Origin of the sequence: Pectobacterium sp. HCp5_1 (genome assembly GCF_032905925.1) — a bacterium.
In the GTDB taxonomy this organism is placed as follows: Bacteria; Pseudomonadota; Gammaproteobacteria; order Enterobacterales; family Enterobacteriaceae; genus Pectobacterium; species Pectobacterium brasiliense_A.
Map to the genome: position 1 here is coordinate 13,702 of NZ_JAUMIO010000037.1, position 24,131 is coordinate 37,832.

The 24,131-nt window shown below is 55.4% G+C and carries 17 protein-coding genes and 1 pseudogene; 16 read left to right on the top strand and 2 right to left on the bottom strand.

Annotated features, from left to right (window positions below; all coding sequences use genetic code 11):
* The 15 genes from Q3A88_RS18755 (at window position 1) to Q3A88_RS18825 (ending at window position 23,655) form a co-directional block, all read left to right on the top strand.
* Window positions 1–1,539, top strand: coding sequence for a sigma-54 interaction domain-containing protein (locus tag Q3A88_RS18755; RefSeq protein ID WP_110164113.1), 1,539 nt, complete (start codon window positions 1–3; stop codon window positions 1,537–1,539).
* Window positions 1,539–2,099 (top strand): type VI secretion system-associated protein VasI, encoded by a 561-nt coding sequence (gene vasI, locus Q3A88_RS18760; protein WP_110164114.1) that lies wholly within the window; start codon window positions 1,539–1,541, stop codon window positions 2,097–2,099. Before Q3A88_RS18755 ends, vasI begins: the two co-directional genes overlap by 1 nt.
* Before the next feature lie 11 nt (window positions 2,100–2,110).
* Complete coding sequence (tssA, locus tag Q3A88_RS18765) at window positions 2,111–3,535, top strand: type VI secretion system protein TssA (RefSeq protein WP_317178419.1); 1,425 nt, start codon at window positions 2,111–2,113, stop codon at window positions 3,533–3,535.
* Between the two features lie 24 nt (window positions 3,536–3,559).
* Window positions 3,560–7,057, top strand: coding sequence for a type VI secretion system membrane subunit TssM (gene tssM / locus Q3A88_RS18770; protein ID WP_233991243.1), 3,498 nt, complete (start codon window positions 3,560–3,562; stop codon window positions 7,055–7,057).
* 49 nt (window positions 7,058–7,106) lie between these two features.
* A complete protein-coding gene (locus Q3A88_RS18775; protein WP_039523242.1) occupies window positions 7,107–8,543 on the top strand; it encodes a VasL domain-containing protein in 1,437 nt (478 codons plus the stop codon).
* A gap of 28 nt (window positions 8,544–8,571) precedes the next feature.
* Entirely contained in the window at window positions 8,572–9,927 is a 1,356-nt protein-coding gene (locus Q3A88_RS18780) for a tetratricopeptide repeat protein (RefSeq protein WP_039517881.1), read from the top strand.
* A 617-nt stretch (window positions 9,928–10,544) separates the two neighbouring features.
* Complete coding sequence (locus Q3A88_RS18785) at window positions 10,545–11,063, top strand: Hcp family type VI secretion system effector (protein ID WP_014916345.1); 519 nt, start codon at window positions 10,545–10,547, stop codon at window positions 11,061–11,063.
* Window positions 11,064–11,259: 196 nt separating this feature from the next.
* Window positions 11,260–13,296 carry a type VI secretion system tip protein VgrG gene (locus tag Q3A88_RS18790; RefSeq protein WP_317178420.1) on the top strand — a complete coding sequence of 679 codons (2,037 nt, stop codon included), beginning with the start codon at window positions 11,260–11,262 and terminating at the stop codon, window positions 13,294–13,296.
* Between the two features lie 9 nt (window positions 13,297–13,305).
* Window positions 13,306–14,676 (top strand): PAAR domain-containing protein, encoded by a 1,371-nt coding sequence (locus tag Q3A88_RS18795; RefSeq protein WP_039288427.1) that lies wholly within the window; start codon window positions 13,306–13,308, stop codon window positions 14,674–14,676.
* Between the two features lie 80 nt (window positions 14,677–14,756).
* Window positions 14,757–15,455 carry an ankyrin repeat domain-containing protein gene (locus tag Q3A88_RS18800; RefSeq protein WP_317178424.1) on the top strand — a complete coding sequence of 233 codons (699 nt, stop codon included), beginning with the start codon at window positions 14,757–14,759 and terminating at the stop codon, window positions 15,453–15,455.
* 65 nt (window positions 15,456–15,520) lie between these two features.
* Entirely contained in the window at window positions 15,521–16,219 is a 699-nt protein-coding gene (locus Q3A88_RS18805) for an ankyrin repeat domain-containing protein (RefSeq protein WP_110164119.1), read from the top strand.
* 158 nt (window positions 16,220–16,377) lie between these two features.
* Complete coding sequence (locus tag Q3A88_RS18810; protein WP_110164120.1) at window positions 16,378–17,334, top strand: DUF4123 domain-containing protein; 957 nt, start codon at window positions 16,378–16,380, stop codon at window positions 17,332–17,334.
* A complete protein-coding gene (locus tag Q3A88_RS18815) occupies window positions 17,331–18,248 on the top strand; it encodes a DUF4123 domain-containing protein (RefSeq protein ID WP_317178421.1) in 918 nt (305 codons plus the stop codon). The genes Q3A88_RS18810 and Q3A88_RS18815 overlap by 4 nt, the downstream gene beginning before the upstream one ends.
* Window positions 18,249–18,268: 20 nt before the next feature.
* Window positions 18,269–23,410, top strand: coding sequence for a glycohydrolase toxin TNT-related protein (locus tag Q3A88_RS18820; protein WP_317178422.1), 5,142 nt, complete (start codon window positions 18,269–18,271; stop codon window positions 23,408–23,410).
* Between the two features lie 5 nt (window positions 23,411–23,415).
* On the top strand, window positions 23,416–23,655 hold the full coding sequence (locus tag Q3A88_RS18825; protein WP_317178423.1) for a hypothetical protein: 240 nt from the start codon (window positions 23,416–23,418) through the stop codon (window positions 23,653–23,655).
* A 65-nt stretch (window positions 23,656–23,720) separates the two neighbouring features.
* On the opposite strand, the gene Q3A88_RS18830 is transcribed toward Q3A88_RS18825, so the two are convergent.
* Window positions 23,721–23,915: a SymE family type I addiction module toxin gene (locus tag Q3A88_RS18830; protein ID WP_410522770.1), complete on the bottom strand. Its 195-nt coding sequence runs from the start codon at window positions 23,913–23,915 to the stop codon at window positions 23,721–23,723.
* Here Q3A88_RS18830 and Q3A88_RS21920 point away from each other — a divergent pair.
* A pseudogene (locus Q3A88_RS21920) lies at window positions 23,861–24,010 on the top strand (type IV secretion protein Rhs); the annotation flags it as partial. The gene Q3A88_RS18830 and the pseudogene Q3A88_RS21920 overlap by 55 nt on opposite strands.
* 28 nt (window positions 24,011–24,038) lie before the next feature.
* On the opposite strand, the gene Q3A88_RS18835 reads toward Q3A88_RS21920, so the two are convergent.
* Window positions 24,039–24,131: IS3 family transposase (locus Q3A88_RS18835; RefSeq protein WP_130960768.1), on the bottom strand; the 93-nt coding region annotated here is incomplete at its 5' end.

A 24,131-nucleotide genomic window follows, 5' to 3' on the forward strand; every position in this document is an offset into this window, starting at 1 on the left:
ATGCAACATGCCCTCGAACTGGCGCTTGCACTCACCCGACAGCATGACGAGGCTGGTCTGTGCGACTGGCTGCTGGAGACGATGCAGGCCGCCTGGCAGCCTCAAGGGATGCTACTGGGTATGGTGGATGTCAGCGGCAGGCAACTGACCTGCCAGGGGCGAGTGCATGAAACGCCGGTGGCGCTGAGTCTGGGCGTGGATGACTTTAGCCACCCGCTGGCTTATGCGCTGCATAAGAATCAGGCGCGCACCTGGGATTCTCTCTATGGCGGCGCCCGGATTGAGCACCGTGAATTTCGGCAGATGCTGGTCTCTGTCGGGACGAACTGCGGGCTGCATGCGCTACCGCTGCTGTCGGAGAGCGGTAAACCGCTGGCAGTGCTGGCGCTGCTGGATATGCCGACGCGCCTGCAAACGCTGCATCAGCGCGGCGAGTGCGAGCGGCTGGCGCAGGTGTTTTGCCGTCAGCTTATGCTGCTGCGTGAGCTGGCGCATACCCGGCGGGAGCAGGTCGCGCTGAGAGATTCACTCCGCCAGATTAAGGATGAAGGGCAGAGCCGTCGCGAGCAGGAAACGCGGGTGGAAGCGACGCTGATTGGCCGATCTGTCGTCATTAAAGAGCTGCATCAGCAGATTTATCAGGCGGCAAAACACCGTCTTTCGGTGCTGATTCAGGGCGAAACCGGTTCAGGGAAAGATGTGGTCGCGCGTCTGCTGCATCAGTGTTCCGAACGCGCAGACAAGCCCTTTATTGCCATCAACTGCGCGGCGATCCCGGAAAATCTGATTGAAAGCGAACTGTTTGGCTACCAGAAAGGCGCGTTCTCCGGCGCACAGAGCAACAAGATTGGTCTGGTCGAGCAGGCTAACGGCGGAACCCTGTTTTTGGATGAAGTCGGCGATATGCCGCAGTCCATGCAGGCCAAGCTGTTAAGGGTGCTGGAAACGCATAGCTTTCGTCCCCTCGGTGCGGAGAAAGAAGTACATTCCGATTTCCGCCTGATTGCCGCGACCCATCAGCCGCTGGAACAGCAGGTGTCTGACGGCGTATTTCGGCAGGATCTCTATCATCGCCTTTGCCAGTGCCTGTTGCAGGTCGCCCCGCTGCGCGAGCGGCCGGACGATATTCGTCTGCTGTGCGAGCACTTCATCGGTCAATTTGCAGATAAACAGCAAAAACACGTTGGGCCATTGAACCGTGCTTTCCTGCGCCAACTGGTGGCGTATGACTTTCCCGGCAATGTGCGGGAACTGCGCAATCTGCTGGAAGTCGCCTGTGCGCATACGCCGGACGGTGAGGCGCTGTCTCTGGCATCGCTGCCGCCGGAACTGCGCGAGCGGCTGACCAGCAGCCCGCCTGAAGAACAGGATCGCTATCAGCACATCCACGACTTGCGTATTGCCACACAGCGGTATGAAGCGGCTGTCATTGAGGCACGCCTGCGCCAGTTTCAGGGCAACCGCCTGCTGGTGGCCGATAGCCTCAATATCCCTAAACGCACTCTCGACCACAAATGCCAGAAGCTGGAGGTAAATTGATGTTTCTGACGATGGCTCCCCTATTGTTGGCAACGGCCGCGACGCCCGATCCCGCTTGGCAGTCGTTATGGGAGCAGTGCCGCAATGAGACGGCTGCTGAGCTCCGGCTGGCCTGTTATGACGCGCTGGGGCGGGAAGCGGAACGCAGCGGCACGCTGTCCCCACAGAACGATAACGCCGCGACGGGCGGAACGTTTCAACTGGGACGTGAAGCCGACAGCGGCGATATGACGCTCACCCGCGTGCTGGTTGATGGCAATACGCTGGTGATCAGCTGCGCCAGCAATATTACGCACTTGCGTTTAACGCTTAGCGAACCCTGGGCAGGTGAGTCCGTCACATCCCAGTTGGATGGCGTGACGGTGTCCGACAGCTGGTTTATCCGCAATCGCGGTCTGCTGTTGGAGTCGGGACGCGGCCTGCCCGCGATTGATGCGTTAAAGCGCTGGATTGGGCATCGCGAACTGGTGCTTAACGGTGCAGACGGTCACGCGCTGCGTATCGAACTCGCCGGGCTGGGCGACGCATTAGCGCCGCTGCGTCAGCAGTGTCACTGGTAAAGGAGGCGTTCATGCATGCACATCCCTGGTGTAAACGCCTGCAAACCTCGTTGCCGGAGGAGATGTTGCGCGCGGCGGTATTGCCGGACGATCCGCTCTGGGAAAAGGTCGAAACGGAGCTGGTCAAGCTCGGGTCACTGGCGCATAACCAGGTCGATCTTAACGTGGTGGCGGGTTACTGCCTGACCTTGCTGGAAAGCAAAACCAAAGACATGCGGGTACTGGTGCAGCTATTGCGCTGCTTGCAGCACCCGGCCAAAGCGACACCGTTTTCTACGGCCCTGATGCTGCTGGACAGCTGGCTGGAAAGCTACTGGGTGCCCGCGTGGCCTGCCAGTCCGGTTCAGAAACAGAAGTTGATGATCCAGATTGTTCGGCGTTTTGAGAGCGCGCTGCCCCGTATTGCAGAAAGTGCATCCAGCGCAGAGCTGGAGCAATTACAGCAGTTAACGGAGCAGGTGGCGACCCGTTGGGGCGAACTGGCCAGTGACAAAGCGGTGCTGATGGATGAACTGGTGCAGGGCGTTAAGCGTGCCAGACAGCGACAGCAGGCGCAGGAACAGGCGAATCAGACGGCAAAACCGACTCCGGCAGCCAGCAGCAGTGGAGGCGCGGGCGGGAGTGAAACCAGCGCCAGCGCGGCCTCGACGCCCGTCAGTTCGGTGGAGATTAATTCATCTGATGAACGCAGCTGGCGGCAAACGCAGCTGAACGTCGCGGCATTGCTGGTTGAACGTCATCCTGACTCACCGATGGGCTACCGTTTGCGCCGCCACGCTATCTGGTCCGGTATTGCCACACCGCCGATGTCGTCCAAAGGGAATAAAACTCAACTGGCACCCGTCTCGTCAGACCGCGTGGATGAATACCAAAGTGCGCTGGCGCAGGCCGATTTGGCGCTGTGGGAACGCATAGAACAAAGTCTGGTGCTGGCTCCTTACTGGTTTGATGGCCACATGCTGTCCGCCTCGGTGGCGTCACGGCTGGGACATGCTTCTGTCGCGACGGCGATTGCCGAGGAGCTTTCTGCGTTTATTCAGCGCTTGCCGGAGCTGCGTGAACTGGCGTTCAGCGATGGCGCGCCCTTTTTGACTGGGAAGTGTAGCCAGTGGTTGCAGTCCAGCCAGCCCGTTCGCGGCGGTGGTGGGGCGCGACAGGACGATCTGGCAACGGAGGCGGCGGCCTGTCGGGATGAGAAAGGGATTGGGGCGGCGATGCAGTTACTGGATGAACGCATGCGCCGCCTGAAAGAACCACGCGACCGCTTTTATGCCGAATTGGTACTGGCGGATTTACTCGCCGAAGAAGGGATGAAATCACTGGCAGCACAGCACTATCAGCACATGTGGCAGGAAAGCCAACAATTGGGCCTGATGCAATGGGAACCGGGAATGGTCAGCCGCGTGGAGCGGTTGGCGGCATCCCGCAAAAAATAAGACATTCGGAGTGAATGGTCACTTATGTTTAAAACAATCATAACCTTTCTACGCAAGCAGTTGCCTAAACTGAAACCCTCCTGGTTACTTTTGGGCGTGCTGCTGTGGGTCGTCGTGTTAGTTCTGGCCTGGTGGCTGGGGCCGCGTTTGACGGTGGGCGAGTCGCGTCCGTTGCAGGGAATCTGGGGCCGCGTGGTGTTCACGCTGGTTTGGCTGTGGCTGGCGTTTTCCTACAGCGCCTGGCTGGTCTGGCGTCGCGTGCAGCAGATGCGGGCGGAGCGTCATGAGCAGCAGGTGATTGAACAGGATCCCTTGCAGGTGTATGTCGACAGCCAGCAGACGTTTCTCGATCGCTGGCTGGAGGCGTTTCAGACCCAGCTGGGTAAACGCGCGCTGTACGCGATGCCCTGGTATCTGACGATTGGTCTGGCTGGCAGCGGGAAAAGTAGCCTGATCCATCGCGCTAATCCGGCAAACAAAATGAATCCGAAGCTGGATGCGGAGCTGCGAGACGTGGCGGCAGGCCAGCAGGTGAGCAGTTGGGTCGGCGAATCCGCGGTGATTTGGGACCCAAGCGGACAGCTACTTGCCCAGCCTGAGCTGGAAGGCGATTCGCTCGGACAACGTCATGCTCGACTGTGGCAGCACCTGTTGCAGTGGCTCAGTGAAAACCGCCGCCGCCAGCCGCTCAACGGTCTGGTGCTCACGCTGGATATCTCCTGGCTGGCACAGGCTGGCGTCGCCGATCGCAAAGCTTACGCGCAGGTGATGCGCGCCCGCTTGCAGGAGATTTCCGTCAACATCAATACACGCTTACCGGTGTATATCGCGTTGACCCGGCTGGATATGCTGAGTGGCTTCGATAAGGTCTATCGTCAGTTGAACCGCGAGGCGCGTCAGGCCGTATTAGGGGTGACGTTTACGCCGCAGGCGAGCAACAGCAAAGGCTGGTTAGAAGAGCTGGAGCGCTTCTGGGACGAGTGGGTCACGCATCTGAATGACAACCTGCCGGACATGCTGCTGACGCAATCCGACAGAAGCGTGCGCAATGCGCTGTTCTCGTTCGTTCGCCAGTTGGCTGGGGTGAAAGACTACGTGATGGAAGTGCTGACGGAAACGTTAGCGACGGGCGAGGATCGCGCGTTCCTGATCCGCGGCGTCTACGTCAGTTCTGTCTACCAACAAGGGGTGCCGTTCGATGCCTTTGCGCAATCGGCTTCCCGCCGCTATCAACTGCCAGAGCCGATTAACCCTGCGCTGCGCGGTGAATCCAATACGTTCTTTGTGCAGCGTCTCTTCCCTGACGTCATTTTCCCAGAGGCCAGTCTGGCGGGGGAAAACCGGCTGCATAGCCTCTATCGCCGACGTCGACTGAGTATCGGCGTGGGCTGCATGTTACTCGCCAGTCTGGCGCTGATTGGTAGCTGGCATCATTTCTATCGGGTCAATGAAGAGGCGGGACGTAACGTCCTGACGAAAGCGCAGGCCTTTATCGGTACCAATGAGCTGGAAGGGCAGCAGGGCTACGGCTACCAGCAGTTGCCGCGTCTGAATTTGATTCGCGATGCGACCTTATCCTTTGGTAATTACCACGAGCGCACGCCGCTGCTGGCCGATCTTGGCTTATATCAGGGCGACAAGATTGGGCCTCATGTTGAAGGCACCTATCTGCAAATGCTGAATCAGCGCTTTCTCCCGGCGGTGATGCAAGGGCTGCTGGAAGATCTGAATCAGGCTCCGGCCAATAGTGAGCAAAAGCTGACGATTCTGCGCGTGATGCGGATGCTGGATGATGCGTCAGGGCGCAATAAAGCGCTGGTCGAACAGTTTATGGCGCAGCGCTGGCAGAAGGCATTTCCCGGACAGGGCAACGTGCAGGAACAGCTGATGCAGCATCTTGATTACGCCCTTGAGCACACCGATTGGCACAAGGCACGTGAGCAGAAAGACGCGGTAGCGATCAGCACGTTCGCGCCATTTAATGGACCGATTACGCTGGCCCAGCAGGAACTAAGCAAGCTGCCGATGTATCAGCGCGTTTACCAGAGTCTGGTGATGAAGGCGACGCAGGTGCTGCCGCCGGATTTAGCGATTCGTGACGAAGTCGGGCCGACCTTTGACCCGGTGTTTTCTCTGCGTAATGACAAAGCGGGCAGCGTTCCTCGGCTGCTGACGTATCCCGGCTTTAGCGATTATTACCTCAAGCAGGACAAAGCCCTGTTAGAGCTGACGGCACTGGACGCCTGGGTGCTGGGACAGCGCGAGCGTGCGCAGTTCAGCGAGGCCGATCGACGGGAAATTCTGCGTCAGGTGAATGACCGCTACATTACGGATTACATCAACCAGTGGCAGAAAGTGCTGGCGAACATTGATGTGCAGACGCTCGATACGCCGGAGCAGGCGCTCGACATTCTCACGGATATTACTGGCAACGATCAGCCTTTCCAGCGCGTGCTGACTACTGTGAGTGACAACACCCGTATCCGTAAGCTATCCGATGATGATAACGACACGGCGCAGAGTATTAACACGCGTACTGGTCGTCCGTTTATGACCATCAATGCGGCGCTGAGCGGACGCGGTGAGCAGGGGCCGCTGGTGCAAGAGGTCAATCAGAAGCTGACGGATCTCTATCACTACCTCGATCAGATTGTTAACGCGACCGATCCGGGACAGGCCGCGTTGAAAGCGGTGCAGGCACGGCAGGGAAATAAATTTGCCGATCCGGTGTTCGCCTTACAGCAATATGCCCGCAGCCTTCCCGCGCCGCTGGATCGCTGGGTAGGACAATTAGCTGGAGAGAGTGCGAGTCTGGTGACTGGGCTGGCGATGTCGTCGCTGAATCAGGAATGGCTGGATAAGGTCGTGACACCATTCAATGAGAAGCTGGCGGATCGTTACCCCTTCGACCCGTCATCGAACAAGGATGTGCCGCTATCGGAAATGGAAATGTTCTTCATGACTGGCGGGACGCTGGACAACTTCTATCAAACCAATCTCAAGGCGATGATGGAGAGCGGCATGCTGGAAGAAGGCATGGCATCGCCTCTGCAAGCCGAGCTGGTGAAACAGCTTGAACGCGCTACCCGAATCCGCCAGACCCTGTTTAATGCGCAGGGCAGCCTGGAAGTGCATTTCGTTCTGGAGCCGCTGGAACTGACGGCGAACAAGCGCCGCAGCGTGCTGAATCTGGACGGGCAGCTGCTGGAATACAGCCACGGTCGTCGCCAGAAAACGCCGCTGGTGTGGCCAAACAGTATGCGCGACGGGGCTGAGAGCAAGCTGACGCTGGTGCCGGACGATCGTGAGCGTTCGCCGCGTAGCCTGAGCTTTAGCGGGCCGTGGGCGATGTTCCGCTTAATCAATAGCGATCAACTGACTCAGGTGAATGAGAACACCTTTGACGTGCGCTTCTCGCTGGAGAACGGCGCGATGACGTATCGCGTGTATACCGATGCCAGCCATAACCCGTTTGCCGGTGGTCTGTTCAGCCAGTTCACGCTGCCTGACTCGCTTTATTAATTTAACTCTCGGGAGCCTATACAGGCTCCCTATTGCTGGATGATGTGATATGCAAGATGCACAACAGGCCCTGAAAGTTGGCCGCGATCCACGGATGCTGCCGGAGTTTGACGCACTTCGGGCGGAAATTAACAAGTTGAGTCACGCGTCTCGCCCTGATGTGGATTGGATGCTGGTGCACGATATGGCCACCACCATCTTTGAAAAGCAGGGCGTGGATCTCCAGACCGCGATTTACTTTACGCTGGCACGTTCACGGCTGGCGGGATTGACGGGTTTCACGGAAAGCTGTGAATTTCTGGCGAATTTGATCGTGACGCAGTGGGATAACTTCTGGCCGCCGGTGCATCAGGAACGGGCGCGTATCGAGATGCTGGACTGGTTTATTGCTCGCATCAGCGAAGTGGTGCGGCAGTACGCCATCAGCCATGAACATAAGCGGCTGGTTTATCGTTGCGAACGTGCGCTGCAATTGATGAGTGAAAAGCTGCACAACTCGGGGCTGAGCCGCATCCCTCGCGTCGAGAATTTGCTGCACTTCGTCGAAGGCTATACCCATTTGTTTGATGAAACCGAGATTGTCATTGTGTCGGACGATCAGGAACTGAAAAAGCAGGATATGCAGATTCCACCCATGGTGTTCTTTCATTCAGACATGGAGCCCGGCGCGACGGTGCAAAGCAGTGGTTCATCAGGCTCGGGTCAGGCTGCTCTGCCTGCGGGCAGTATTCTCATCGGACGGGAGAAAGGGCAAATGAAACCGACGGTATTGAAGATTGAGGCGCATAAAAAGCAGAAGCCCGCGTGGTTTTGGTTTGTCTCCGGGCTGCTGACCTGTGCGCTGCCTGTCGCGGCCATTACAGGCTGGCAGTATTGGCAGGAACAGAAAGCTGATGCGCTGGCGCTATTGCAACAGCCGGCGTATGCGTTGCCTGCCGCCCCCGATCATAATGACATTCGCCGGGTGCGTATTGCGCTGGGCGAGCAGAAATTGCAAGGCATGGAAGGTGAGCTGATTAACCGCTATCAGGCACAGCTGGAGCAGGTAAAAAATGCGTCGCCGTTCTATCTGTATGAATACGGCAACGGCTTGAAAAACGTGATGCAGCAGCTCTATCCCGACTCGCTGGCGGTGAAAGAGATGGAACGCCAGTGGCAGATTGCGCTTGAGCGTCAGCAGGGCGATGAACCAAAAACACGCGGGTACGAACAGGCCCGTGCCAGAGTCAACGACACGTTACAGCAACTGCTGGAACTGGAGCGGCAGCGCCGGACTGTGACGATTTCCTACCTGAAATCAAAGCTCTACGATATGCAAAAAGACCTGATATCGGACGTTCCCTTTGGGATACGGCTGCGGGAGCTTGAGGCGCGTAAAACCAGGAGCCAGTCGCTGACGCCAGCGGAGCTACGCGCGATGGAAGACGAACTGCGCGCCTTCAACGTTCGCTTGTACCGTTTGCAGCAGGGTAATTCTGCCAGCTGATTATCGCGAAGGGAAAAACGCTGAGCACATGATGAAATACAAAAAATTAGTGATAGTCCTGTCGGCCTGTTGGCTGGCGTCATGTCAGGCGCCGGTCACGTCGCTGTCTGAAACGGAACTCGCGGCGTCGGCGAACCGGGGAAACGGTGAGGCGCAATATCAGCTGGCAAAGACGCTAGCCGCGCGCTCGCAGTACACCGAGGCGATGCAGTGGATGCAGAAGGCATCTGGCCTGTCTGAACTTCCCGCTAATGCGGAACTGCGCGCTGCCGCCGCACTTCAGGTTGGCGACTGGTATCAGGCCGGGCTGGGCGCGCCCAAGAACAGCCCGTCAGCCCGCCAGTGGTGGACAACGTCCTCACGTCTGGGAAATGGCGAAGCGGGACATCGGCTCGGTATGGACTGTCAGGTTCAGCATCAGGGAAAGCTGGTGGCGGCCTGCCTGAACGCATTTGAATCCTCTGCGGCAAATGGTTATCCCCCCGCGCAACTGATTGTTGCCCAGTGGCACGCGACGCATGCGGGGGGCGAAAAAGAGGCCGTGTCGTGGCTGCTGAAAGCCGCTGAACTCGGCAATCGGGATGCGCAGTATCAGTTGGCGCAGCGCTACGAGCAGGGTAACGGTGTGGTTATCCGGCGCGATCTGGCTGAGCGCTGGTATTTCCGTGCGGCGACGCTGGGTCAGGCACAGGCGCAGCTTTGGATGGCGCGGCACGAAGACGGCGAAAATGCGCTGAACTGGTATCAAAAGTCCGCGTCATCAGGTGATGCCGAAGCACAGCTTTGGCTGGGCAAGGCATACCGCGAAGGTAAGCGCTTACCTTGGGATGAGCAAAAAGCGCGTTATTGGCTGGAGCGTGCTGCGTCTGGCGGATCGGGCGAGGCCGATTATTTGCTTAGCCAGAGCCAGACAACCCATGAAAAGCGTGAACAGTATCTGGTTCAGGCTTCTTCCGCAGGCTATATCCAGGCACAGCGCGAACTGGGTGAGCGGTTATTTAAAGCGAACGAATTCGCACGTGCGCGTGAAGAATATGCCAAGGCGGCATCAGCAGGAGACACGGAATCCCGTTTGGCCTATGGCGAGATGCTACGGCTCGGACAAGGCGGTAAAGAGGATTATGTCGAGGCGATGAAGCAGTACCGTCTGGCGGCGAATGACGGTAACCGCATGGCGCAGTACCGTATGGGGATGATGCGTCAGGATGGGCTGGGTGCCTCCCGCAATCGTATTCATGCTTACGCCTGGTACGCGATGGCAGCGACGGAGGGAATGAGCGAAGCCATTCATGCGCGTAACGATCTGGAAGCGACGATGCAGCCGGATGAAATCAAAGCCGGACAGCGGTTGGCGATGCACTGGTCATCGGGGAAAACAGAGTAATCCGTGGTGGTTGTTCGTTAGTGCTCACTTGCGGATAAGCAACCGCTGAGAGTAAATCGTTAAAGCAGAGCCGACAGCGCGTTGCGATCCGACTGGAGCGGTGTCGCATAAATAAGTCGTGGCAATAAACAGACGGGTGTTGCGTGATAGCAACACCCGTTTTTTGTTTTTATGACTCTTTTCATTACTCTTTTATTACGGGATGTCCTGACTTTGCCATTCCGGTTTTTCATAAAAAACGTAAGTGACCGCTTACTATTATTGTTATGAAAGTGAGTGATTTATCGCCAAACATAGTTTTTTGCTATTGATAAGTACGATTTCTATCGGTTATTCATTTCATTAATTCATCGCTAACGCAAACTTTCAGAATAACTGCGCATTCTGCGCAACTTCTTGCTCACTTTCTGGTGGAAATCACTTTTTGCGCAATGGATGCCGTTTTTTCGCGAGGTCTGCGCAACTTTTTGCTCAAATTTTGCTTAAGGAAAATTTGAGTTAAGTAAATATCCTTATAAAACAAATATATAAAAGTTGGCATACGGATTGCTATACAGAACGTGAAGTTATTCATTCTGTTTAATAACTCATTCCGTTCAACAACAAGGAGCAAGACTATGCCAACTCCATGCTATATCAGCATCGAAGGTAAAACTCAGGGCAACATTACTGCGGGTGCTTTCACTTCTGATTCTGTCGGCAACATCTATGTGGAAGGCCACGAAGACGAAATGCTGGTACAGGAATTCAAACACATCGTCACCGTACCGACCGACCCACAGTCTGGTCAGCCGTCCGGCCAGCGTGTGCACAAACCGTTCAAATTCACCGTCGCGCTGAACAAAGCGGTTCCGCTGATGTACAACGCCCTGGCGTCTGGCGAAATGCTGCCGACCGTGACCCTGAAATGGTACCGCACGTCGGTTGAAGGTAAGCAAGAGCACTTTTTCTCTACCGTGCTGACCGATTCCACCATCGTGGACATCGACTGCAAAATGCCACACTGCCAGGACCCGTCAAAACTGGACTACACCCAGCTGATCGAAGTGTCTCTGGCCTACCGCAAAATTGATTGGGAGCACACCGTTGCAGGAACTTCCGGTTCCGATGACTGGCGTGCGCCGGTCGAAGCGTAATTCCCACCGAACCCGGGCTTGTCCCGGGTTTTCTGCGTTTTTCTCAACGCGATGCTTTATCAACATGAACTGTGGCGTGAGCAGACTCAGACCACAGCGCAGGTTTTTATTTTAATCAGGATAGCGACGTGCCGCTCCGGGAGAACCCGAGGCGTGCGGTAGCCATGGCAACGGCGAAGGAAGAAGGAGAGGACGGGTGGCAAACAGTACAGGATTACAGTTCACCGTAAAGGTCGGTGCCCTGGAAGCAGGCACTTTCGCGGTGGTGGATTTCAGACTGGATGAAGGGCTGAACCGGCCTTTCAGCCTGTCACTGAGTCTGGCGAGCGCGTTGCCGGATGTCGATTTCGGCGCGGTGCTGGACCAGCCGTGCGAGCTGATGATTTGGTATGAAGGCGAACTGAAACGTCGGGTCAGCGGGATTATCAGTGGCTTCACGCAGGGTGACACCGGATTCCGGCGCACGCGCTATCAGATAGAAGTCCGTCCTGCCCTGTGGCGACTGGGATTACGCACCAACGCCCGCATCTTTCAGGCGCAGAAGCCGGAGGCGATTATCGGGGCGCTGCTGGAAGAAGCCGGTATCACCGACTACGCCTTTGCGCTGCGTAACGAGCATGCGGTGCGGGAATACTGCGTGCAGTATCGGGAAAGCGATTTAGCCTTTATCACCCGGCTGGCTGCCGAGGAGGGGCTGTATTTCTTCCACGAATACGAAGAGGGTAAACACCGGGTGGTGTTTGCTGACGATGCGGGCGCACTGACCAAAGGCCCCGAACTGTTCTTCAATCTGGCGACGCAGGGGCTGAGTGAGGGCGAATATGTCCGGCGCTTCCACTACGCGGAGCGAGTGAGTACAGCGGAAGTCGAGCTGAAAGACTACAGCTTCAAGACACCGGCTTACGGGCTGTCGCACAAGAAAATGAGCGGCGAGCTGGAGCACCAGCGCGAAAGCTATCAGCATTACGACTATCCAGGGCGCTATAAGCAAGACCCGAGCGGCAAGGCGTTCAGCGGCTACCGGCTGGATGCGCTGCGCTCAGGGGCGGTGACGAGCGAAGGGGAGTCCAACTGCGCGGGGCTGATGCCGGGTAGCACCTTCACGCTGACGGAGCACCCGAATGCGACGCTGAATGCGGTGTGGCAGACGGTGAGCGTGACGCACGTCGGGCAGCAGCCGCAGGCGCTGGAAGAGGAAAGCGGCGGCGAACCGACGACCATGAGCAACAGTTTTGCCGTGGTGAAAGGCACGACGACGTGGCGTGCTGCCATGCCCTACAAACCGATGGTGGACGGCCCGCAAATCGCCACCGTCGTCGGCCCAACGGGGGAAGAAATCTACTGCGACCAGTATGGTCGGGTAAAACTGCAATTCCCGTGGGATCGCTACGGCGCGAGTAACGACCAGAGTTCCTGTTGGGTGCGCGTCAGCCAGGGCTGGGCGGGCGGCCAGTACGGCATGATTGCCATCCCGCGTATCGGCCATGAAGTGATCGTCAGCTTCCTTGAAGGCGACCCGGACCAGCCGATTGTCACTGGGCGTACTTTCCACGCCACCAATCCGACGCCGTACGTTTTACCGGCACATAAAACGCGCACCACGCTTCGTACCGATACGCATAAAGGCAGTGGCTTCAACGAACTGCGTTTTGAGGATGAGGCGACGCGTGAACAGATTTACTATCACGCTCAGAAAGATATGGATGGTGTTATCAACAACATCCACCGGCAGAGCGTAGGGCGCGATCAGCACCTCAGCGTGGATCAGGATCAGTTCCAACGGGTCACGCGTCACCGCCACCGAACGATAGGCAAGGATGATTTTGAAAACATCGGTCAGGATCATCATCAGGAAATTGGCCGGAGTTTTATTCAGAAAATTGGTGCGTCGTTCAAACGTTTCATCGGCGGGGGGGAAATTACCCGTATCGAGGGGAGCCGTCAGACCACGATGTCTGGCTCTGAGGAGACGCTGATTGGTGCGCACCAGCGTGTTCTGGTGAATACGGACAGCTACCTGAAAGCCGCGGATATCGTGCTGGAAGCGGGGCAGGCTCTGACCATCAAAGGGCCTGGCGGCTTTATCAAGATTGATAGCGCGGGTGTCACGATTTCCGGGACGATTGTGAAAATCAACGATGGCGGTGCGGCTGGCGTAGGGACTGCGCCAGTATCCATTACGCCAGAAGACCCGACGAAGCCTACGCTGCCCGATGCGCCAGACAGACGTTAAGGAGGAACTATGCCAGGTGCTGCACGTTTAGGTGACAGCTGCGCGGGTCACGGCTGTTTCCCCGCCACCCCGATAATTGAAGGCAGCGGTGATGTCATTATTAATGGCAAACCGGCCGCCCGTAAAAGCGATGCGGTTTTACTCCACGCTTGCCCCTGCCCGAATGTGCCCCACGGCGTGCACAATCGGGCGATATCCGCGGGCTCCGGTACGGTCATCATCAATGGAAAGCTGGCGGCGCGTATTGGTGATGCGATCGGCTGCGGCGGTTCGGTTGCCGCTGGCAGTGGGAACGTAATCATTGGCGATTCGCCCTATCAGTCCCCGGTGAAGCCGTGCGCTGAGCAATCGGCAAAAAGCCGCGCCCCTCTGCTGGCATTGACGCCAATGCTGTTGCCGACGCTGATGGAGTGGGCTTCGGTCGCCGAGCTGCCCATTCTTGATGACCTGCTCTCCGTCGCCCAGCGTAAAGATCGCTATTTGGCGCGCGCCAAATTGGCGACCGAGGCGGCAACGCTGCCGGGATTAGCCGATGCGGCAAAGCGACTGGCGTTTAACAACGACAGCATCTTACGCGCTGAGGCGGCTCAGTACGTTTATTCGGTCGATGAATTCCGACGAGGTGTGCTGGATAAATTGCCGAAAGCACCGGTTGGATTGGATATTCTGGATACGAGTCTATTACCGGGCCTTAAAGGGGCAAAATTTATGGACCCTGATTCAGGGTTTGGTTCTGCTTTGTTCAAATCTGCGATTAACGGCGAAACGATGTTGACCTATCGGGGAACGAACAATGCGGTGACGGGAGTGAAAGACTGGTTGACCAACGCAGGGCAAGGAATGGGGCTGGAGACAGAGCAATACAAGCAAGCGATGTATTTAGCTAAGCAAGTGAAGGAAGCGATTTCTCCACCTCCTGTTATTGTTGGGCATTCATTAGGTGGTGGTTTGGCATCGGCTGGGGTTGGTGTAACCGGGTTACCCGGTTATACCTTTAATGCTGCAGGCTTGCATACCAATACTGTTTCACGTGCTGGCGGAGCGGATCTGGCGAAAACGGCCTCGCTGATAACAACGCAGGCAGTGGATGGTGAGGTATTAACCATGGCACAAACCTACGGTAAGGCTTTGATTCCTGGCTTGCTATCCGGAGCGGGCGCATTGATCGGCGGAGCCGCCGGTGCGGCTATTGGTGGCGTTATCGGTGTTGCAAAGTTACTGGGAGGGGGGCTGCCGAAAGCCAGCGGTGATATGATGGCGCTTCCCGCAGTCGGCGGCTCGCCGATTGCTCGCCACGGTATGGATCAGGTGATTGCGGGTATTGAAAGCCAGAAAAAGGAAGATATCGGGAAGATAACCAATACATTCAGGGGAATATAATGCAATGGTTGGCACGTATAAAATGGGTAGGCGTCGTTATTCTGGGATTATTAACCGCTTGTCAGGCGGGAGGACACAGTATGCGGGCGAGTGAACTCTTTGAACCGCCCGTGGTGGCGGTACTGGAAAGTATTCAAAAAGGTGACGAAGCGGCAGCCCGTTATCAACTGGCACAGGGTGTTAACCTGAATATTCAGGGAAAAGAAGGCGTCACGCCGCTGCTGTGGCTAATTTATGAGACGAAGGATAAAAAAGCCGTCACACTGGCGCTTAAGTTGGGCGTCGATCCAAATTATAAAGATGGTTCTGGTGATAGTGCGGTTAACCGAGTGTCTGGTGTTAAAGATCCTGACTGGCTTCGTATTATTTTGGATGGGGGAGGCGATCCGAATGCAATTGGGCGCCTTGGGCAACCAGCAATATTTAGTGCCATTAATGAAGAACGCTGGGCCGATATAAAATTACTTGTGGCGCGTGGGGCTGACGTCAATTTAACTGATGAGCAAAAAACCAATAGTGCTCATTATGCTGCTTATCTTAACCAGTATGAAATCTCATATTGGCTGATTGAGCAGGGCGCTAATGTTAATACCTATTCAGCTACCGGGGCTAGCTTGGCCTGGAGTGTTGAAGACAGCTTATCCATTATGTCCCCTAAATCTCCCCACTATTCTTGGGCGCTTAAGGTAAAACAGTTGTTACTGGATCGCGGCGTTAAATTCCCACCGCTGTCACCTGCTGAAGTTCGGGAGCGTTGGGAAAAAGGAGAACCTCTTTGAGATGGTGGTATTGGCTGCTGGCTAGTTTTCCACTGTTAACCGCTTGTCAGGCAGGAGGACACAGTATGCGGGCGAGTGAACTTTTTGAGCCCCCTGTGGTGGCGGTACTGGAAAGTATTCAAAAAGGTGACGAATCAGCCGCTCGTCATCAGCTGTCGCAGGGCGTTAACCTGAATATTCATGGAAAAGAAGGTGTGACGCCGCTGCTGTGGCTGATTTATGAAACGAAGGATAAAAAGGCCGTCACGCTGGCGCTTAAACTGGGCGTCGATCCAAACTATAAAGACGGATTTGGCGACAGCGCAGTTAATTCCGTGGCGGGAGCCAAAGATCCAGACTGGCTGCGTATTATTCTGGATGCGGGGGGCGATCCGAATGCCATTGGGCGTCGTGGCCAGCCAGCAATATATAGTGCTATTGGTGAGGAACGCTGGGCCGATATCAAATTACTCGTAGAGCGGGGCGCCGATTTGAACCTCGTTGATGGTTCCAAAGTAAACAGCGCCCACTATGCTGCTTATCTGAATAAATATGAAGTCGCATATTGGCTGATAGAACACGGCGCAGATAGTAATATTTATGATGATACAGGCAGTAATCTCGCTTTTACCGTGGATGACAGCCTATCGATTATGTCTCCTAAATCTCCTCACTACCCTTGGGCACTAAAGTTAAAACAGCTGTTACTGGATCGCGGCGTTAAATTCCCACCGCTGTCACCTGCTGAAGTTCGGGAGCGTTGGGAAAAAGGACTGCCAGTATAGTTTTATTTTGATTCTCCGTTTTATTATTTATTTTTGCGTCATAAAATAAACGGCATGTCTCGACCCGATAATCTACGCGATTATTGGGTCGTTGCTGCGATTATCAATACACGCTCATCGTATTAAAAATTATCTCATTTATTCACAGGCAAATAACGATGATGGCAAACGGTTCTACCCTGTTTGAAATCAGCCAGTTTAATGCGCCGTTGTTCGCTATTATCTCGCCGTTGAATTATCCCCAATTACTGGAATATTGGCAGGCTTTTCAACCTGCTGCGGCGGATATATGGCAACAGCTGCAATTTGGCAAGGATGCCGAAAACTGGCAGATGTGGGCGCCTATTGTGGTGAAAATAGAAGAAGGCAAACCAGGAGAAACGCTGCTGCATTGGCTGGCTGAGACACAGCCGGAGCGGCATGGTGGCGTGATGCTCATGCATGGCGACCTGACATTGCAGCAGGTAGCTGATTTTTGGCAGCAGCGTATTTTTTGTCTCTGGCCTGATGGCACTCGAGCACTATTTCGTAGCTATGCGCCAGACGTTTTATCGGCCTGGTGGTCTACCTTGGACTTTGCGGCACAAACGGATTTTCTCGGTCCACTGAATAACCTGTATTTGCCCATCGTGAATAGTGAACGTGGGGAGTATCAGCTATTCGCACAGCAGGATGTTAATAAAGAAAAAAAGAACGATATTAATCAAACGTACCACATTACGTTAACGCACTATCAATATTACCTTCTCGCTAATGATAATCGCCTGCACCGACTGGCGAATGAACTGTTTCTTTTTGTCAGTGCACAATGTGTTTTTCCTCTGGATATTGAAATAGTAAAAGCACGCTTTATTAGCGGCATTGCATTAGCTGAGAACTATTACCCGAAAGCCAGCGAAGCGGAATGTGAAGCCTGGTCCGCTCATCGCTGGGTGCTCAGCAGTGAATTCTATTTGCACCCGATTTTTATTCATCTGACTGAACGTTATTCGATCGCGGACAGTATTCGGATTTTTAAATCTGAGCCTGAACGTATTGAGAGTGTGCAGCTTAATTACCATCGCCCCGGTTGGATGCGGGGAGAGTTACCTGACATACCGGAGGTCACGCTGTGAGTGTATCGCAACCTTTCCTTGAACTGCTGCCGGAAGATGACGCCGTCTGGCAAACGCGTATCGCTCAGGGCGGCTGTTTTGTTATCGCCGAAGCATCGATGAACGATGCTGTGCCGTGGCTGGCCGAACGCTGGGGGGGTAGCCTGGAACAGACGCGTTTGTACTGGGGAGAAGCGGGGCGCGTTCATGCCTCGGTATCGCCCTATTGCATCCCGCTTCACGCCACTAACTGGTCGCAGGTGAAAGAACACATCATCACTCAGCCGGGCTGGGGAATGGGGCTACAGATGGAATGGTTTATGCAGGCATATTCACCGCTCGATCAACTGCTTGAGGTGACGAAACATCTGCGACAGTGGAGCCTGGTGACTTCACCTTCTGGGGAGAATGCCATCCTGCGCGTGGGTGACTGGCAGGTGATGAATCAGCTGTTATCCGCCAGTTCCGCACAGGAAGCCTGTGCGCTCTATGGCCCGATAGCCAGCTTCTGCGATATTTCCCCTGACGGCGCGATACGTGCCTTAAATCTCACCGCCCGCGAACCACACTCTATTCCTGACATCCTGCCTCGCCAACTGAGTGCTGAACAATGGCAAGCCATCATGGTGCCTTACGGGCATCACAATCTGGCGCGCTATATGGAACATCTGCGTGCTTACCATGTTGACTGGCAAAACGCGCCTGATGATGAACTACAGGCGTTTACTTATCAGCAGGCGGAACAGGCGAGGAGCAGCGGCTTTAATAACGACCGCGATATCGTGCGCTGGCTGGCACTGGCGACAGAACTCTCGCCGGAGTTCATGCATCAGCCTTGGGCAAAAAACATTCTGATACAGCCTGAATATATTGGCACACAAAGCCGTATGGATCGCCTGTATCAGGCAGCAATTGACCATCTGGACGAAGCATAAAATAAAAAGGACGTCATTTCATGAGTCAGAACAAACAGGCAACGTTGCTTTCCAGCGAGGAAGCCGCGAGTCGGGGTTTTAGCACGGATAAAAAAATATCAGGAGGTTGCGTCGAGTGTGGCTGCGAAATCCTGATTTATTACCATTACGACTCTGGTGAGCCGGTTCCCAATGCGCCATTTGTCCTCATCGACAGTAATAAAACAGAAATCCACGGGCAGACGGATGCCAATGGTCTCTGTTTCATTTACGACATGGGATGTAGCACGTTTGAGTTGATACTTGAGGAAGGTGAGGATGAGTTTACGCCGCAGGAAACCATTCAGAACAACCCCGTATTACAGTCAACTCCAGGTTATGCCGCACTAGCGGGTGAGTACTTCACGCTGTTCCTTCTCCTGCGTAAACAGGGGTTAGTGACGTATGACGCAGATGACAGCAGTGACCGACATATTGATGTTGATGGTGCGGGAATATTCACCTCAATCCCCGATGAATACACAAAAGCTTATCGTCGCTTTTGGGAACTGGACAAAAAGATTAACCGCGGTAATCGCCAGCTAAAGCAGGCCATCAACAAGATCCACCACAGCCTCGCGGCAGAAACGGCGGATGCCGGTGGGGATGATAACGCCGCGCTCATGATGTTCTGCGAGATTATTCTGGGTTGTATTCCTGTGGTGGGACAAGCGCTGGACGTGTATTCCATTGGTGAGTGGTGCTGGCAAACCCATGAAAACCCTAAATTAATGGACGATCCACTGCACGTGGCCGGTGGTGTTCTGTGTGTGATTGGGGTGATTCCTGGGCTGGGTGATGCCATTAAGGTGAGCGGGCGGGCGATTATTAAAGCGCTGAGAAATGCCTCCTCACCTGCGGCTGTGCAGTTTGCTATCAAAACGATCCGCAGCCTGTCCAACGGTAATCTGGTAAAAGGCGTCACCGAACTGCGAGGTCTGCTGAAAGAGTACGGGCAGAAAGGCAAAGCAATGCTAGCGACGATGCAGCAAGCTTTGGTGACGGCAATGAAGGCCTCAGAGAAGGACGGCTGGATTGTTGCGCTGATGAAAGATCGGTTCAGCAAGATGCTCGACTATCTGGATCAGTTAGTTAAACGTTACGATGAGGCCATTGCTACCCTCGAGAAAGAATTTGATAAGTTTATTCCTCTGATTGTGACACGGGTTTCCGGTAGCCCGAGGCCTAAAGGTTCCTTTGCGAAAAAGGCCGATGCCCCACAAAGCCATACAACGGCGGAAAGCAGGGCCACTAATCAATCTGCAGGTTCGAAGCCCGCCGATTCGCCAACCGCAACTAAACAAGGCGATGCCAAGCCTGATGGTGACAAAGGCAAAGACCATCGGCCTAAAAAGCAAGCTGCAGAAGAAAACACTCCACGCAAATCAGAACCGTCAAAACCGACTGATGCCATTGAAGAAAAACCTAAACCAAAAGAGCCCGTAAAGAAAAAAAGCGAAGCCCCTCCGGAAGAGGCGAACAGCATTAATGCGGGCAGCAATACTGAAAAGCCATCGGGTAAAAAAGGGGCTGAGCAGGATGCGAATAATCAGAATGGTGCTAACAAGGCTGATTCAAAAAATAACAAAGAGAAAGGCGACCCGGTCGACATGGCAACCGGTGCCGTGGTGGAGAAGCGAACCGATATTCAACTAACGGGGACGCTGCCGCTGTCACTGCAACGCTACTATCGCTCGACGGGAGAGCGGTACGCCGGTTTGCTGGGCAGGCTGTGGCGTACCAACTGGGATATCAGCCTGACGCTCAACAACGGGGTAGCAACGCTAACGGACGGCGAGTTCAATCAGGCATTCTTCGTCTTACCCAATGAGGGAGATGTCAGCCGTTCACCGTCCAACTTGCAATGGCGACTGACCCGCCAGCAGGGTGAACTGGTGCTTCATCATGTTGATGGCTTGCGCTATCGGTTTGAGCATGCTCTTGGTCTCCAACTTTGTCTAACGTCGATTGAAGATGCCGCTGGCAATCGAGTGACTTTCGAGTGGATGCTGAGCGAACTGTGCTGGGTTGTATTGTCTGACGGGCGCTTGATTCATGTCACAACGGAGCGCCGAAGAATCACGGCACTTACGCTATGTACCCCACAGCGTCAGCCGTTAAAAACGCTGGCGAGCTATACCTATGACGACAGTGGGCATTTACTGAGTGTCCGGGCGGATGAGGGACGCAACTTTGACTATCGCTATTCGCCAGAAGGCTGGCTGCTGCGCTGGTCGGATTTAGGCTCGACCTGGGTTGAGCATGATTACGATAAAAAAGGTCGCGCCATCCGGGACAGAACCTCGGAAGGCTACTGGCCGGGTCACTTTGAATACGACGATGACACTCTGACCAGCCATTACCACAGCGGGTTTGGTGGGGTATTTAGCTACGTGCGCGACGAGCGCAACAATATTCTGCTTCAGCGTACACCCGACGGCGGTGAGACCCGTTACGAGTGGGTGAATAATCAACTGGTGGCAGAGACCGACGCGCTGGGTGGTCGCACGGTGTATCAGCGCAATGACTGGGGGCAGGTCACCGAGGTGACTCTGGCTGATGGCGCGACGCATTACTATACGTATGACGATAACGGGCAACTGCTGGCCTACATCGACCCACTGGGCAGCGAATGGCGCTATCAGCGTAACGCAGCCGGGCAGGTTGTCGAGGTGAACGACCCGGAAGGGCGCGAGTGGCTGTATGGTTATGGTGACACGGGGCAGCTGTCGACGGTGATAGGCCCAGACGGCGTGTTGCAGCGTTATCACTATAATCGTCGTGGGCTGCTGAGCCGCCTTGAGCGTGATAATGCACCACCGGTCATGTTCCGGTATGACGACCTTGACCGTTTGACAGAGCGGCATATCGGACATGACGCGGGCGTACAGGTTCGGCGCTGGGAGTATGACGGTGTGCGCGAGTCACCGTCGAAAGTGGTGTACGAAGACGGCAGCGAGACGCGATTTGGTTACGATGTGGAAGGTAACCTGACGGCGGTGACGGATGCACTGGGTCAGCGCTACCAGTTCCGCTACGGGGCGTTCGATAACCTGCTGGAAGCGACGGACCCGCTGGGGGCGACGGTACGCTACCACTACAATGCGGAAGCGGAGTTCGCCGGGGTGACGAACAGTCAGGGACGGGACTGGACGTACGGTTTTGACCGCAGCGGGCGGCTGAGCGAGGAGCGGCATTACGACGGGCGGGTGTACCGCTATCAGTATGATGTGGCAGACCGTCTGGTGCAGCGTACCGCGCCGGATGGCAGCGCACTGCACTACGAACATGATGCGGCAGGGCGGATAACGCGCATCACGGCACAGAAAGCGGACGGGGAAACGGACGGTATTACCGAACTGGCGTATGACGTGGCCGGCCGGCTGACGAAAGCCGCCAGTCCGGATGCGGTGGTGGAATACGCCTATAACCGTGCGGGGCAGGTCACCTCGGAAACGGTCAACGGCGAGGCGGTGCAGAGCGGGTACGACGCGGGTGGCCAGCGTGCAGTCGTGGAAGGGATTCTGGCCCCGCTGCAGCTGGCGTGGCAGTCGGGGCGGTTGTCGTCGCTGGGTATCGGTTCACACCAGCCGCTGCAGTTCAGCCACACGGCGGCGGGGGAAGAGCAGCGTCGCAGTAACGGCAGCGGGTTTGCATTACGTCACGAGTGGAGCCCGACGGGGCTGTTGCAGCGTCAGGCGCTGGAAGGGGCGGACGGCCGGGTGAATGACGTGCTGGAGCGTCGTTATCAGTACGATGTGCTGGACCGGCTGACGGGCATCAGCGACAGCCACTGGGGCGAGCAGGCCTTCCGGCTGAACGGGGCAGGCCAGGTGACGGCGGAGCGCCGTGATGAGGGGCGGCGGCGTCAGGCGCGGCTGTTTGGCTACGACAGCGAACAGAACCTGTGCGAGGTGTCGCAGATAGCGCCGGGTCTGGGTGAGACGCTGAAGGTGCAGGATGCGGTGGTACAGGCGTCGGCGCGGTACGATGCGGCGGGCCGGGTAATCGAGCGGGGTCATACGCAGTACCGGTATGACGACTGCGGGCGTCTGGCGGTGAAGCGGGAAACGCGCCCGGGGTTCAGGCCGAAGGAAACGTACTTTGACTGGGATGTGCAGGACCGTCTGGTGCGGGTGAGCCTGCCGGACGGGGCACGGTGGCGCTATCGTTACGATGCGTTTGGGCGCAGAGTCAGTAAGGTGCGCGAGGGCCAGGTGCCGTCTGCACAGGCGGTCGCACGGGTGGCGTACCGGTGGGACGGTGACCAGCTGATTGGTCAGCAGCAGTACCGGGCGGACGGGTCAGCGGCACGGGAAGTACAGTGGGTATACGAGCCGGGAAGCTTCCGGCCGGTGGCACAGGTGGAAGCGCAGGGCGACAGTACGCAACTGCACTACATCGTTACGGACCTGACAGGAACCGCGAGAGAGTTGTGCAGCGAGGAAGGGGAAGTCCGCTGGCGTGGGGAGCAGGGACTGTGGGGCGCACACCGCGAAGAGCGACGGCCTATCCCGCTGCGGCGCTACCTGGGAGATGCGGCAAACGAAGAGGTGTACTGCGAGCTGCGCTATCAGGGTCAGTTGTTTGATGCGGAAACGGGGCTTTACTACAACCGGCATCGTTACTATGATGCGGAGAGCGGACAGTATCTGTCACCGGACCCGATAGGGCTGCTGGGTGGCATTCGACCTCAAGCATATGTACATAATCCGCTAACCCGTGTTGACCCCTTGGGATTAGCTGAATCTGCATGTGAACAGCGGAAAAGGGTGCTCGAAAATATAGAGGCAAGCCGCAGAGCCAGAGAATCATCGAATTTCTCAGATCATAATGAGTGGCCACCAAATCGAGGTTTCGATGGCGACTCATCTAAATTTACATTATTACCCGGTTCTACAATTGATAGATATGGTACTGAATATGGAACATTCGCCTCTCCTGAAGGAGTTCCATATAGAGATAGAGCCTTGAAACCGGGGTCAGATGGTAGACCTTATAATGTTTATGAAGTTGTTAAGCCAATTACTGTTGATGCCGGTGATATTAAAGGCTGGTTCGGATATGAAGGTGGCGGAACTCAGTACGAATTACCTGATAAGATAATAAATTTGGTGAGGGATGGTTCGTTAAAGAGACGGTGATTTTTATGAATAAAAAAGAGCTAAAAGATAGGCTTATCAAAGAGAAAGTGTCGAGGATTTTATATTCTTTGGATGGCGGTTTACCAAATGAAAAATTATGTCTTGATCACGAAAATGGTTGTTGGGTTGTTTATTACTCAGAAAGAGGAATTAAAACTGGGATGGTAAGTTTCCCGACAGAAGATGAAGCCTGCGAATATATATATGATCAAATTAATGCAATTGTTATTGGTAAAGTAAAATAAATAAAAGCCGGAAGCGAACACACGATCCTTCCGGCTTTTTATTTTATTAGCGGTCAGGTCAGCCGCTATAAATTAATCTGCGTCTCAATAATAATCCTCCCCCTTTCCACAGTGACGGTGACGGGCATCCCGGTGATAAAGCCACTCTCTTCCAGCCAGCGGCCTTTAAGGTTGATGGCAGAGGGCGGGTTGGACTTGCCATTATGCGGCGCGGGAAGTGCAATGGGTGTACGAGCCGGGGAGCTTCCGGCCTCTGGCACAGGTGGAGGCGCAGGGCGACAGCACGCAACTGCACTACATCGTCACGGACCTGACAGGGACGGCGAGAGAGTTGTGCAACGAAGAAGGGGATGTGATCCTACCCACGTAATGTGGACACAGCCCTAAGCGAGGTTCTGGTTTTCAAACTGTTCCGGGCTGAGTCCGCCACAGGCACTGTGGCGACGCCAGCGATTGTAATCGCACTCAATATAATT

Coding starts and splice junctions, on each gene's coding strand:
- Q3A88_RS18785 (WP_014916345.1), top strand. CDS start 10,545: ATGCCAACTCCATGCTATATCAGCATCGAAGGTAAAACTCAGGGCAAC.
- Q3A88_RS18755 (WP_110164113.1), top strand. CDS start 1: ATGCAACATGCCCTCGAACTGGCGCTTGCACTCACCCGACAGCATGAC.
- tssM (WP_233991243.1), top strand. CDS start 3,560: ATGTTTAAAACAATCATAACCTTTCTACGCAAGCAGTTGCCTAAACTG.
- Q3A88_RS18820 (WP_317178422.1), top strand. CDS start 18,269: ATGAGTCAGAACAAACAGGCAACGTTGCTTTCCAGCGAGGAAGCCGCG.
- vasI (WP_110164114.1), top strand. CDS start 1,539: ATGTTTCTGACGATGGCTCCCCTATTGTTGGCAACGGCCGCGACGCCC.
- Q3A88_RS18810 (WP_110164120.1), top strand. CDS start 16,378: ATGATGGCAAACGGTTCTACCCTGTTTGAAATCAGCCAGTTTAATGCG.
- Q3A88_RS18780 (WP_039517881.1), top strand. CDS start 8,572: ATGATGAAATACAAAAAATTAGTGATAGTCCTGTCGGCCTGTTGGCTG.
- tssA (WP_317178419.1), top strand. CDS start 2,111: ATGCATGCACATCCCTGGTGTAAACGCCTGCAAACCTCGTTGCCGGAG.
- Q3A88_RS18825 (WP_317178423.1), top strand. CDS start 23,416: ATGAATAAAAAAGAGCTAAAAGATAGGCTTATCAAAGAGAAAGTGTCG.
- Q3A88_RS18775 (WP_039523242.1), top strand. CDS start 7,107: ATGCAAGATGCACAACAGGCCCTGAAAGTTGGCCGCGATCCACGGATG.
- Q3A88_RS18795 (WP_039288427.1), top strand. CDS start 13,306: ATGCCAGGTGCTGCACGTTTAGGTGACAGCTGCGCGGGTCACGGCTGT.
- Q3A88_RS18805 (WP_110164119.1), top strand. CDS start 15,521: ATGCGGGCGAGTGAACTTTTTGAGCCCCCTGTGGTGGCGGTACTGGAA.
- Q3A88_RS18800 (WP_317178424.1), top strand. CDS start 14,757: ATGCGGGCGAGTGAACTCTTTGAACCGCCCGTGGTGGCGGTACTGGAA.